The 13,835-nt window shown below is 42.3% G+C and carries 9 protein-coding genes; all 9 read left to right on the top strand.

The genetic code is table 11. The features are described 5' to 3' along the window. Positions 1-10: 10 nt before the first annotated feature. The 9 genes from ABD985_RS00725 to ABD985_RS00685 all read left to right on the top strand — a co-directional run bounded on the left by ABD985_RS00725 (position 11) and on the right by ABD985_RS00685 (position 13,546). On the top strand, positions 11-1,723 hold the full coding sequence (locus tag ABD985_RS00725) for a RagB/SusD family nutrient uptake outer membrane protein (protein ID WP_345368493.1): 1,713 nt from the start codon (positions 11-13) through the stop codon (positions 1,721-1,723). A gap of 27 nt (positions 1,724-1,750) precedes the next feature. Next, the gene (locus ABD985_RS00720) at positions 1,751-3,340 is read left to right on the top strand and encodes a carbohydrate binding domain-containing protein (RefSeq protein WP_345368492.1); all 1,590 of its coding nucleotides are present in this window, start codon (positions 1,751-1,753) and stop codon (positions 3,338-3,340) included. A gap of 185 nt (positions 3,341-3,525) precedes the next feature. Further along, positions 3,526-6,114 (top strand): glycoside hydrolase family 2 TIM barrel-domain containing protein, encoded by a 2,589-nt coding sequence (locus ABD985_RS00715; protein WP_345368491.1) that lies wholly within the window; start codon positions 3,526-3,528, stop codon positions 6,112-6,114. A 226-nt stretch (positions 6,115-6,340) separates the two neighbouring features. Continuing rightward, positions 6,341-7,357 carry a zinc-dependent alcohol dehydrogenase gene (locus ABD985_RS00710; protein WP_345368490.1) on the top strand — a complete coding sequence of 339 codons (1,017 nt, stop codon included), beginning with the start codon at positions 6,341-6,343 and terminating at the stop codon, positions 7,355-7,357. A gap of 147 nt (positions 7,358-7,504) precedes the next feature. After that, positions 7,505-8,275, top strand: a complete 771-nt coding sequence (locus ABD985_RS00705; protein WP_425550428.1) for an SDR family NAD(P)-dependent oxidoreductase — start codon at positions 7,505-7,507, stop codon at positions 8,273-8,275. 45 nt (positions 8,276-8,320) lie between these two features. After that, positions 8,321-9,787 carry an aldehyde dehydrogenase gene (aldA, locus tag ABD985_RS00700; protein ID WP_345368489.1) on the top strand — a complete coding sequence of 489 codons (1,467 nt, stop codon included), beginning with the start codon at positions 8,321-8,323 and terminating at the stop codon, positions 9,785-9,787. Between the two features lie 24 nt (positions 9,788-9,811). Continuing rightward, positions 9,812-10,933: a mandelate racemase/muconate lactonizing enzyme family protein gene (locus ABD985_RS00695; RefSeq protein WP_345368488.1), complete on the top strand. Its 1,122-nt coding sequence runs from the start codon at positions 9,812-9,814 to the stop codon at positions 10,931-10,933. Between the two features lie 134 nt (positions 10,934-11,067). After that, complete coding sequence (locus tag ABD985_RS00690) at positions 11,068-12,069, top strand: L-rhamnose/proton symporter RhaT (protein ID WP_345368487.1); 1,002 nt, start codon at positions 11,068-11,070, stop codon at positions 12,067-12,069. A 226-nt stretch (positions 12,070-12,295) separates the two neighbouring features. Further along, a complete protein-coding gene (locus tag ABD985_RS00685) occupies positions 12,296-13,546 on the top strand; it encodes a glycoside hydrolase family 117 protein (protein ID WP_345368486.1) in 1,251 nt (416 codons plus the stop codon). Positions 13,547-13,835: the final 289 nt, after the last annotated feature.

Raw genomic sequence — 13,835 nt, 5'->3', positions numbered from 1 at the left:
CGAACGACACATGAAAATGAGAAATCTTATAGTTGCTTTTTGGATGTCCTTATGTACTTGGGGATGTAGTGAAGACGCTTTCTTATCTCAGAATAACCCAAATAGTATTACTCCAGCAACTTACTGGAAAACATTTGAGGATTTTGATGCAGCCCTGAATACGGTTTATGGTGCATTGCAATTTAATTCCATTAGTGGAGAGTTTATTGCTTATGAAATGGTAAGGGGAGACTTGGCAGGTACAGAAGTATGGTATCCACATTATCCATTTACAGAGTTTACCGTAACGGATGCGACTGAACATGTCCAAAATAAATGGAACGAGGCTTATGTAGGAATTTTTAGGGCTAATCAGGTATTGGATAAGCTCAAACATACGGACACACATTCTTTGTCAGCAGAGGAAGTGTCGCAGGTAGAGGCTCAAGCCAGGTTTTTAAGAGCATTTTTCTACTTTGAGTTAGTCTATGCCTACAATGGAGCCGTGATTCATACGACTATGGTAGAAGACCCTCAGGAGTTTAATAAACCTTTCGCATCCAAAGCACAAGTGCTAGAGGAAGTAATTCTTGTCGATTTGGCTTTTGCAAAAGAGCACCTTCCGACCCTATGGAGTACTACGCAGGATAAAGGAAGAGTCACATGGGGTGCTGCAACAGCTATGTTAGGAAAGATTGCATTGTATGAGCAGCAGTGGGCAGTTGCAGAAGCGTATTTTAAAGAGATTATTGATAGTGGAATTTATCGATTGACAGTAGATATTCAGGATAATTTCTCTGCAGAGAATGAGTTCAATGAGGAATCAATATTTGAGGTAACGTTCTCGGATGCTCTAAAACCAGGGGCTCCAGGGGCTACGGTGGATGATCATCAATATGAAACGGCAGGAGAAGCGACATCCCTGATCTCTCAGTTGAGTCCTTTGAGTGCAGGTGGCTTCAATACGGTTCTTCCGTCATATTATCTCCATGAATTGATGGTTTATGATGAGATGGATCCGGCCAACCCAGTGAATATTGGTTTTACTTACTCCCAGCGTATGCATGCTTCTATAGTACCTGTAGATTATGACAATGACTATTACCAGGAGCCGGCAGGTTCAAAAACAGGATGGGCATATGGACAGTCATCCTATGTCAAGAAGCATACGAATTGGTATGACAAGAAGCTGGAAGATGCACAGCTCCGTTCTGGGATTAACTGGAGGCATATCCGTTATGCCGACGTATTGCTAATGTACGCTGAAGCTGTTTTGGAAGGAAAAGGAGATGTTAATACAGCGATCCAGTATATTGATCAGGTAAGAAGCCGTGCAGGAGTGATCACGCTCCAATCTTATATGGAGAATAATGGTGGGCAATTCCCTGCATTGCATCGAAGTGTGCAGGTACATGGAGCTCATCAATGGGTTTCTCCGACAGTAGAAACGGTGCGTACACATTTGAGAAAAGTGGAGCGACCATTGGAGCTTTGTTTTGAAGGACATCGCTGGAAAGATCTTGTACGTTGGGGAATTGTAAAAGAAGTATTGACAGATTTGAGAGCAGATGAGGTATGGCGCTTTGATAATTTTGAAGCAATACAGGAAATACCTCCTTTGAGAATTAAGGAAAGAATTCGCCCTGATTTTGCGGTAGCGACCGATAATTATGACGCTCAGACCCATGATTATTATCCGATACCAACCAATGAGAAGCAGATCAATACAGCTCTAAGTAACTAATGGTTTAATCTAGCTGATGTATTTAAAATGAAAAAAGTTAATCATATATTATTGATTTCCCTTTTGTCCTTGTTTTGGGCTTGTAATGAATGGGAGGCCCCGACAGCAGAGCCAGCACATCACCTGGTAATGTCTTCGGAGGCAGATTATGATAATCGTGTCGAAGTAGGAGGCAAGATTTCTTTTGGAGATATTTCCAGAGGAGTAGTTTCCAGAACCTGGACATTACCAGAGGGAGCTGTTATGGAGGGGACAGAAAAACAGACCTCAACAGCAGATGTTATTCATGCTGTATTTCATCAGGTGGGTGTGCAGGAAGTAAAGCTTTCCCAAACATTTGCTTCCTCTGCTTACATTGGAGACGTTCAAGTAGGGGCTAATGTGGATACTTCTTTTACGGTGACAGTACTGGAGCCTATTCAAATTGAGTTGACGGCTAAATATGTTAATGGTGACGGGATAGTAGGAGAGGAATTAGTCCTTACCGATAATGCTAAAAATCCATTGATGGCTGGAGAATCTATTCGTTTCTTTTATACAGCAACGGGTGAGCCTGCAGAGGTAGTGTATACCCTGAAAGGGGCGGGTAATGAGGAAGTGGTTTATGACCTTGCCCAGTTGGTGAATGGAGTGGCTGACGAGACAGATGTGCAGTATAAAAAACTAGGAGTTTATTCTATGGCTATAGTAGCACAACGTGATCGTCCATTTGGAACGGATACGATTCAAGTGAGTAATTTTATTGAAGTGGTACCTTCTACAGAGCCGGTTGTATTGACAGGAGTATACGCTAAAGAAGGAAAAATAGCCTTGGATTTCAGTAGAGAAATTGATCCTTTGAGTGTGGACCAAGGAGCATTTGTGGTGACAATCGAAAATGGAGATAATGTACTTGCTCCAACAATTGCAAAAGCATCTATTGATGTACAGGAAGGAAATATAGTGTTACTGGAGTTGGAGGGAGAAACGATTTATAATGACGACCTTATCAAGGTAAGTTATACGCCAGGTACTATGAGATCGACAGACTTTGTCACAGTAGATGCGATCAAGGAAGAGCCATTAATATTCAAGCCCTCGGAAAATATTTTGTCCAATGGTATTTTTGATTATGGTTTTGAGAACTCTACGGCAAGTAATTGGCCATACCTATGGTGGGGGGCTCCTTGGGATGGTTATACTTTGGATGTGGTAGATACAGAATCGTATACAGGAAGTAAAAGTGCCAAAATTACTATCCTGCAAGATCAGGGAATGATTATTGGCCATCAGGACGCTTCTGGTACTCCGATCAAGTTTACTGCAGAGGCAGGTAAACAATATGAAATAGGTGTTTGGATAAAATTAGAAAGTACCGGTACGATTGACGATGGAGCAGGAGAGTTACCTAACTTGATATTCTTCTTTGACCCTTCTACAAATTGGGGTGCTGGACGTTTTGATTTTACCAGTCAAACACCTGTTGGAGAGTGGGTATACGCAAGATTGACGTTTGAAGAGTTTCCGGCAAATGGAGAGTATACAATGTGGCTGAGAGGGGTGAATAAATCCAATAGTGGTGATATCACTTTCTATATGGACAACTTCACGATTTCGGAAGTCGCTTTGCGTCCATAATTAATTGAGGGGAAGGTTTTGAATACTTAGCTGAAAGGAAACACTGGTCGTAGGCTCCACCACGTCATGTAGTGATACGACCTGCAGCAGACCTTCCCCAACTTCAAAAAACACATTGAAGAGTTCATATCCATGGTTAGGGAATCAGAGAAGAACTCTATACTCCGTAATGTTTTAGTAAGCTGATGAAAAATTTATTTTATATCATAGGTGTAATGCTGATGATAGGGTGTACCGCTACACCTTATACAGTCATGGAGCCTAAAGATTTTAACTTTGACTGGGAGTTTCAGTTAAAAGAGATTCATGATAGTACAGGTGTATTGACCATGATGCAAGAAGCAAATGGCTGGGAAGAAGTGCGCCTCCCACATGACTGGGTTATTGGTGGGGAATACGACTTGGCAAATAAAGAGTTTGCCCCTGCTACAGGGTATATCTATGGCGGTGGGATAGGATGGTATCGTAAAACCTTTACGCTTAATCTGGAAGACCATCAAAAGGCAACGATACTTTTTGATGGAGTATATAACAATTCAGAAGTATACCTTAACGGTCACCGATTGGGATTTCATCCTTATGGGTATTCCCCATTTTATTATGACCTAACACCTTACCTATTAAAGGGAGAAGAAAACCTATTGATGGTTAAGGTGGACCATAGTAGTTATGCAGATAGTCGATGGTATACAGGAGCAGGGATCTACAGAAACGTCTCCTTGAAAGTGACGGATAAACTACATATCCCAATCTGGGGTGCTTTTGTACAGACACCTGAAGTTACGGATGAACTTGTTCAGGTTGCCGTAGCAACAACCGTTCGTAATGATTATAAGGAGGAAAAGACCTTTGGGTTGAAAACACAGCTGTTTGATCAGAACGGAAAAGAGGTAGCAGTTACCGTAGACCAATTGAATATTGCAGCAGGAAAGGAAAAGAGCTTTACACAAAAGTTGTCTTTGGAGAATCCAAGGTTATGGGGAATAGAAGCTCCTCATCTTTATAAATATCGTATATCATTAGTCGTTAATGGTAATAGTGTTAGTGATGATTCCGGTAATTTTGGGGTGAGAAGTTTCCGCTTTGATCCAGATTCAGGCTTCTATTTGAATGGAGAAAATAGAAAGATTAAAGGAGTGTGTTTACATCACGATGCAGGGTTGGTAGGGACAGCAGTGCCTAAGGATGTGTGGCGGAGAAGACTACAGATATTGAAAGAAGGGGGGTGTAATGCTATTAGAATTGCACACAACCCAGGTTCTTCGGAATTCTTGGATTTATGTGATGAAATGGGTTTTCTGGTACAGGATGAGTTCTTTGATGAATGGGATAACCCTAAGGATAAACGTTGGAATCAAAAACAAAAGTCGGCACATTCTGAGACGGAAGGATATGGGAATTATTTTCAGGAGTATGCAGAGCAGGATTTGAAATCCGTGATGCTGGCACACCGTAACCATCCTTCTATTATACAATGGAGTATTGGTAATGAGATTGAGTGGACGTATCCAAGAACCTCAGCCGCTACAGGCTTCTTTAATAATATGAACTGGAAAGGAAATTACTTCTGGTCGGAGCCTCCTTTCTCCAGGGAAGAAATTCAAAAGCAGTTGGAGATACTGCCAAAAGGAATTTATGATATAGGAACAACAGCAGAGAAACTGGTAAAGTGGACTAAGGAAATGGATACGAGCCGACCAGTGGTGGCTAATTGTATTCTACCTTCTGCAAGTCATGAAACAGCTTACGGTAAATCATTGGATATTGTAGGCTACAGTTATCGTAGAGTACTATACGATTACGGCCATGAAAATTATCCCGAAAAGGTCATTATGGGAACAGAAAACCTGGCGCAATACCATGAATGGAAAGCCATTATGGAACGCCCTTTTATTGCAGGGACATTTTTGTGGACAGGTATTAATTATTTGGGGGAAATTCGTGGAGAATGGCCTGTGAAAGGGAATAATGCGGGATTATTGGATTTTGCAGGTTTCACAAAACCCTCATACCATATGATGAAAACTTTATGGAATGATGAGCCTCATACTTATATCGCCACTCAATTATTGGAGAAGTCTCTCAATAAGATTGATCCTAGAACGGGAGAGGTTGTCGCAAAGAATCCTGAAGCGTGGAAGCAGGCACTTTGGGAATGGCATGACGTAAATAATCATTGGAATTACATAGACGGAGAGATGATTAGTGTAGAGTTATATTCCAATTGTGAAGAGGTGGAGTTGATGTTGAATGGCCGTAGTTTAGGTAAGAAGCAATTAGCAGATTTTGAAGATCATATCTACAAATGGGCCATGCCATTTGAAGCGGGTAAGTTAACTGCTATAGGGGTAAAAGATGGCGTGCGCACAGAAACAGTATTGCAAACGGCAGGAGAACCCGTAGCAGTGAAACTATCGATTGATCGAGAAGTATTGGAGGCAAATCACTATGATGTAGCCCATGTCGTAGCACAATTGGTAGATGCACAAGGTATCCCTGTCAAAAATCAGGAGAGAAGAATTCAGTTTCAGGTACCGGAAGGCCTGAGAGTATTGGGTGTTGATAATGGAGCAGTGGATAATGTACAACCTCATTTGGCGACAAGTATTACGACCTCCAATGGAAAGGCATTATTGGCATTGCAGTCCAAAGGCGTAAAAGGTAAAGTAGATGTAACAGCGAAGGTAGAGAAACTATTGGAAGACAGAGTATTTATTCAATTGCAAGATCCTAAGCCCGAAGGACAAGTATATGCCGAGGCAAAAGGACTTTGAATTCATAGTATAAAGTGATAGGACTGTCCCATAAAAATCATTACCTGCTCTCATAATAGAATATCAATGTAGCCCCTTCCCTCAGGGAAGGGGCCACGAAACAATAGTGTTCGAGTAGGATTAAGGCTTGTTTTATGAACAGTCCCTGTATAAAGAGAACAGCATCTGTTGTTCAAGCAATTAAACTCAACCAGCGGCGCAAGCCGCCTCAACAAATCAACAAAATATGAAAGCTGCATTTTATAATTCGAAAGGAACAATAACGGTGGATCAGGGAAACATCGTTAAACCAGGTAAAGGAGAAGTAAGATTAGAGGTTGCGTACTGTGGGGTATGTGGTACGGATGTACACATTTTTCATGGCGTGATGGATGCAAGGGTAAACCCTCCGCAGACCATTGGTCATGAGGCTTCTGCAGTAGTGGCAGAGCTGGGAGAGGGTGTAACGAATGTACAAGTAGGAGATAAAGTAGCGGTACGTCCACTGCGATTTGGGGAAGCACATCCTTTTGACAAGGGACATAAACATGTGGGGAAGAACCTGAAGTTTATTGGAATTGATTCTCAGGGAGCGTTCCAAAGCAGCTGGACTGTACCATCCTATACCTTGCACAAGTTGCCGGAAGGGTTAAGTCTGATGCACGGGGCATTTATAGAACCGTTGGCAGTGGCTTGTCACGATGTGAAAATCGGCAGGGTAAAAGCCGGAGAGCATTGCTTAGTGATTGGTGGAGGACCAATCGGAACACTGATCGCTTATGTGCTAAAAGAGAAAGGTGCCGAAGTAGTGATTTCGGAAGTGAATGAAACACGCTTGAAGATGTTGGGAGATTTAGGCTTTACAACCATCAACCCAGTGAAGGAAAACCTTAGCGAGCGCATTTCGGAATTGACGAATGAGGCAATGATTGATTGTGTGTTTGAAGTCTCAGGTTCAGCTCCAGGTGTACAAGCCATGACAGAAGTGGTGAACGTAAGAGGACGTATCGTGATGGTAGCCATTCATGGAGGAGAGCAGAAGCCCGTAGACTTATTCAAGTTCTTCTGGTCTGAGATTGAATTGTTGGGCGCACGCCTTTATGAAGAAGATGATTATGAAGAGGCGATCCGTATTGCGGATTCCGGTACAATTCCTTTCGAGAAATTAATCACAAAGGTAGATGTGTTGGATAATATCCAGCAGGTATTCGATGAGATTGATCAGAATTCGGAAGGAATGAAATACCTGATTCAGTGTAATTGATTGAAGAAGGTAAAAGGTAAAAGGTAGGAGAGAAGAGGTGAAAGGTAGATACTGATCGTAGGCTCCTGCCTACGACCTGCAGCGGGTTTGTAGTACCCATCTTTATCGCATTTTAAAAGAACAACAACAAACTAAATTATAAAAGACATGAATATCATTAATAGCTTTCAGTTAAATGGAAAAGTAGCTTTGGTAACAGGCTGTAAAAGAGGTATCGGCAAAGCCATGGCCATTGGCTTGGCAGAGGCAGGATCTGATATCATTGGTGTATCTGCATCGTTGGAATTGGAAGGAAGTGATGTACAGAAAGAAGTAGAGGCAAGAGGAAGAACATTTAAAGCATACCAGTGTGATTTTTCAGATCGTAAATCCCTATACAGTTTTATTCATACAGTAAAAGCCAACCATCCTCAGATTGATATTCTGATCAATAATGCAGGGACAATTCTAAGAGCACCAGCAGTCGAGCATCCGGACGAGATGTGGGACAAAGTGGTAGAAGTAAACCAGAATGCTCAGTTTATCCTGACGAGAGAAATCGGAAAAGAAATGGTCGATAGAGGTGAAGGTAAGATCGTTTTTACAGCGTCTCTTTTAACTTTTCAGGGTGGAATTACCGTACCGGGATATGCAGCAAGTAAAGGCGCTATAGGTCAGTTGACGATGGCTTTTGCTAATGAGTGGGCCGGTAAGGGTGTGAATGTGAATGCGATTGCACCGGGTTATATCAGTACAGATAATACGGAAGCGCTTCGTAATGATCCGGAAAGAGCCCAGTCGATTCTTTCAAGAATTCCGGCAGGTCGATGGGGAGAAGCAAGAGACTTTGCCGGTCCGGTAGTGTTCTTGTCTTCTGAAGCTGCAGCCTATATGCATGGAAGCATTATGCTGGTAGATGGCGGCTGGATGGGACGTTAGTTTTTGTAATTCGTAATTCTTTTCAAAATCAAACCAATTAATACGATGACTGAAACAATCACTACCCCGGACGTAAAAACCTATGACCTGTTCATTAATGGTGAGTGGGTGAAAGCATCTTCCGGAGAAACGGCTGAAGTACTGAGCCCTATCAATGAAGAAGTGGTCGGACTGGTACAAATGGGCGAAGAAGCTGAGGCTGAACAAGCTTTATTGGCAGCAGAGGCAGCCCAGAAGGAATGGAAGAAAGTACCTTCCATAGAGCGTGCCAATTTGATGAGAAAATTTGCTGCAGAAATCAGAGCAAATAAATCCTATCTATCCAAGCTATTGACATGTGAGCAAGGAAAATTGCTTTCTGTGGCAGAGATGGAAGTAGAAGTGACAGCAACATTTATTGAGTATGCTTGTGATTGGGCAAGACATATCGAAGGAGATATTATGCCTTCCCAAAATCCGGGAGAGCAGATTTGGATCAACAAGATCCCAAGAGGAGTTGTCGTAGCGATTACAGCCTGGAACTTTCCATTGGCATTGGCCGGTAGAAAGATCGGTCCTGCCTTGGTGGCAGGGAATGCAATCGTGGTAAAGCCGACACAAGAGACACCTTTGGCGACATTGGAACTAGGCTATCTGGCAGAGAAAGTAGGTTTGCCAAAAGGCTTGCTTAATATCGTGACCGGTAAAGGACGTGTATTGGGAAATGCTTTGGTCGCGAACCCTATCACCCGAATGGTAACGATGACGGGTAGTACACCGGCAGGACAGCAGATTTTCCGTACCGCTTCAGAAAATCTGGCGCATGTACAGTTGGAACTAGGTGGAAAAGCACCAGCGATTGTTTTTGCAGATGCTGATTTGGATGTAGCGGTAGATAGCGCCTTCCATTCTCGTTTTGATAACTGTGGACAGGTATGTACGTGTAATGAGCGTATGTATGTGCATGAGGATATCTATGAGGCGTTCATGGAGAAGTTTATGGCAAAAGTGAAGGATATCAAGGTGGGAGACCCAATGGATCCATCAATCACGATGGGACCAAAGGTCAATGCTTCTGAGATTCGTAATATGGAGCATTTGGTAGCCAAGAGTATTGAAGAAGGAGCAACAATTGCTTATGGAGGAGGTAAACCTGAGGGAGCCGAGTTTGAAAAAGGTTTCTGGTTTGAGCCAACCATCATTACTGATGTGACACAGGAGATGACCATTGTACATGAAGAATCATTCGGTCCAATTCTTCCAGTCTTGAAGTTTAAAGAGTTTGATGAGGTCATAGACTATGCGAATGACTGTGAGTTTGGTTTGGCAGCGATGATCTTCACTAAAGACATCAATACCATTATGAAGTGTAACGATGAGCTGGAGTTTGGAGAAATCTATGTGAACAGAGGGCACGGAGAGCAGCATCAGGGGTTCCATAACGGCTATAAGTTAAGTGGTACAGGAGGAGAAGATGGAAAATATGGCTTTGAGCAGTATTTGGAGAAAAAGACCTTCTATGTAAAATACTAAACCAGGGATTTGAATTACGCAATCATGAAACAAACAAACATCAAGCAAATAACATCAAGGTTATTCGAAGTACCTCTTCCCGAGGTGCTTTCGGATGCCAAGCATGGAGACCATACCCATTTTGAGTTGGTAACCGTAACGGTGACGTTGGAAAATGGTATGGAAGGGACCGGTTATACTTATACCGGAGGAAAAGGAGGAAAAGCGATTAAAACCATGCTGGACTATGACCTTATTCCGGTTCTGGAGGGAAAAGATGGTACAGCCATTGATGAGCTGTATGATTTTATGGAATGGCATATCCATTATGTGGGGAGAGGTGGTATTGCTTCTTTCGCCATCTCTGCGATCGATATTGCCCTATGGGATATCAAATGTAAAATAGCAGAAGAACCTCTTTGGAAAATGGCAGGAGGAGCGAACAACACCTGCAAGGCATATTGTGGCGGAATCGATTTGATGTTCCCATTGGAAAAGTTATTGGGAAATATGAAATCGTATATGGATAGAGGATTCAATGCGGTGAAGATTAAGATTGGTAGAGAAAACCTGGAAGAAGATATCGAAAGAATCAAGGCAGTAAGAGAGTATGTAGGAGAGGATATCACCTTTATGGTAGATGCCAATTACTCCATGACCGTAGAAAAGGCAATTCGTGCGGCAGAATTATTTAAGCCTTATAATATCACCTGGTTTGAGGAGCCAATTATCCCAGATAATTATAAAGGCTATGCAGAAATCACAGAAAAGACAGGAATGCCAGTAGCGATGGGAGAGAACCTGCATACCATCCATGAGTTTGAGTATGCGATGGAGCAATCCAAACTTTCTTTTGTTCAGCCGGACGCCTCTAATTGTGGTGGTGTGACAGGTTGGTTAAAAGCGGCTCAACTGGCAAAAGAAAATAATATTCCTGTGTGTTCGCATGGTATGCAGGAATTGCATGTCAGCCTGGTTTCTTCCCAAGAGAATTCCGGTTGGTTAGAAGTACATAGCTTTCCGATTGATGAGTATACCACACGTCCGTTGGTGGTAGAAAACTATCGGGCTGTGGCATCCAATGAGCCGGGAATAGGCGTTGTGTTTGATTGGGGAAAACTTAGCCCGTATGAGGTGGGGCTTTTCCATCCACAGACAGTATCCTAAATGCTAGACATTGGTAATAGGTCACTGGTCGTAGCGTCCACGCTACGACCTGCAGCGGGCTTATACTACTCTCTCTACGACTAGTGTTAAACCAAATTCACAATATTCATCACACACAAAAACCAATAACAATCATGATAGAAGGAATCATATGGGCACTGATGGCCGGCCTGATGCTCGGACTCTATGCTTTACCAGAAAAATATACCAAGGACTTTGCATTTGAAAATACCTGGGGATTGTATTTTGCAATCAATACCTTTTTGATCCCCAACATAGCTGCCTTTGGCCTGATCGATAATTTTAATGATGTACTTTCAGCAATCCCGGCAGGGATTCTGACGGGAATGTTTATCTCTAGTTTCCTTTGGGGAATAGGTGTAATGATGTGGGGAAAAGCCATCAATCATATAGGACTTTCTTTAGGTTTCTCTCTATTTATCGGAACCATTATCTTAGTAGGTTCATTGATTCCATTTGTGGTAGATGGATTGCCAGAGTCATCTGTACTCATGATGATTCTTGCAGGAATTTCGGTAGTGTTAGTAGGGGTGTTGTTTAATGGACGTGCCGGTATTCTGAGACAAAGAGAGGAAGGAGAAGAAGGTACAAAAAAAGGCTCTATGACCACCGGTATTTTTATTGCTGTAATTGGCGGATTACTGGCAACAGGCTTTAGCTATGCCAATACGGTAGGGCTTCCAGTAATTAAAGATGCTGTGGTTGCGAATAATAATCCAGCTTGGATGAGTGCTATAGCCGTGATGTACGTTATCTATATGTCAGGAGGTATTGCAATCGCTTTGTACTTTGGATGGCAATTAAGCGCTAAAGGTCTTTGGAGTAAGTTCCAGACCCCAAGTTTTGGTAGAAATACACTTTTAACCAGCATCATGGGTATTTTTAACTTTGCGGCTTCTGCAACTTTTGCTTATGCTGCCTATCGTTTAGGAAACACTGGTGGGACAGTGGGGTATGCAATTTTTAATACGGTTTCTGTAGCGGTAGCCATTGTCAGCGGACTGGTGACTAAAGAATGGGTAAGCGCCTCGACTAAAGCGAAAGGTTCTTTGTATTTTGGGCTGGCAAGTATGATTGTGGGGATTGTGATTGTTGCGATGGGAAATAGTCTTTAATGAAGAATGAAGAATGAAGAATAGATAATTTGAAAACGCCGTAGAGACACGTCCTCTAGAAACTGGTCGTAGCGTCCACGCTAGGACCTGCAGCGGATTTGCACTATGCTTTTTACATGCACTATGTCCTTAAGTTGACGGTATGTAATGTATGTTCGGCATGTTTGAAAATATAACTATTCATCTGCTAGTGAAATTTTTTAAAAGAATAAAATCATTCAAACCAATGAGAAAATATATCAAAAATATAGTGTTAGGAATGGCAGTTTTAGCCGTTCTATCAGGATGTGCTACACAGCCTATGAACAAGCAATCAGAAGAGCAAGCAATAGAAATCACGGATGAGAAAATGGACTTTTTGGGTATTACCAATAAGGAATACCTAAGTGCAGCTTCCAAAAGAGCCTTGGCATGGTCCGATGATTTGAATAATGAGTGGTTTGGTGAATTTACGGTGCATGATTTGAAAGGTGATTTAGCCTATGAAGAGGGAGTTGTAAGAAGAGACCCATCGGCAATGATCCAACACAATGGTAAATACTATGTATGGTATTCCAAAAGTGTGGGTAAGGTAGATGGCTTTGCAGGAGATATCGAAAATGATAAGGTTTTCCCATGGGATCGATGTGATATCTGGTATGCGACTTCAGAAGATGGATGGACTTGGAAAGAGGAAGGTATCGCCGTAGCAAGAGGAGAAAAAGGGGCTTATGATGATCGTTCTGTATTTACGACAGAGATAATGGAGCATGAGGGGATGTACTACTTGGTATATCAAACCGTAAAATCACCTTATAATGTTAGAGTAAAGAACCAGGTAGGATTGGCGTGGTCAAACTCTCCTGATGGTCCTTGGACAAAGAGTAAAGAACCGATCTTGAGCCCTGCAGATAATGGCGTATGGAAAGGCGATGAGGATAACCGATTTATAGTAGAGAAGAAAGGTGATTTCGATAGCCACAAGGTGCACGATCCATGTATTATCCCTTTCAAAGGAAAATTCTATCTGTATTACAAAGGAGAGCAAATGGGAGAGGAGATTACTTTTGGAGGGAGACAGATACGTCATGGAGTGGCGATTGCGGACAACCCTAAGGGACCTTATATTAAATCAAAATACAACCCAATTTCCAATAGTGGACATGAGATTTGTGTATGGCCACAGGATGGAGGTATTGGTTCTTTGATCACCACAGATGGTCCAGAGAAAAATACCATTCAGTGGGCTCCTGATGGAATTAACTTTGAAATTAAGACGGTGATTCCAGGTGCGCCACATGCTATTGGCTTGAACAGGGAACTGGATACTTCCAGACCATTTGGGGCTTTTGACTGGGGACTAACGCATAAGTACCAGAGCTATGATTGGCAATATATTAGAAGATTTCAAGGGAAACGTAAAACCACCCACAAAGCCAAAGGGGAGGCAGGAGCCAAGGAAGCAAGCGATGCCGTTAGTAAAAAGCGTAAAGAGTAAAGATATAGATTGACTGAATACTGATACCTCCTAGAGAGATTTTATCAAGGAGGCTAAAGGCTACCGTATAGGAATTCAGTTAGGTTATGATGTAATAGAATAATTTATGGTGTTTTATTGGTTCAAGGAGAAATGTGGAAAAGGGTGTCTGTTTCCAAGTTTCTCCAAATCCTAGTAAGGAAAAGGAAAAAGTAGCGGAAGCCAGCCATTTTATGGCTGGCTTCCCTTAGTGTGCCGTGCATGGTATTTGGCTAGGTGGTGCAAGTCCACTGTGGGGGATGGTAGTTCC

The organism is Algivirga pacifica, assembly GCF_039543525.1.
Taxonomy (GTDB): domain Bacteria; phylum Bacteroidota; class Bacteroidia; order Cytophagales; family Flammeovirgaceae; genus Algivirga; species Algivirga pacifica.
The sequence above is the reverse complement of the archived record's forward strand: the minus strand, read 5'-3'. Positions and strand labels throughout refer to the sequence as shown.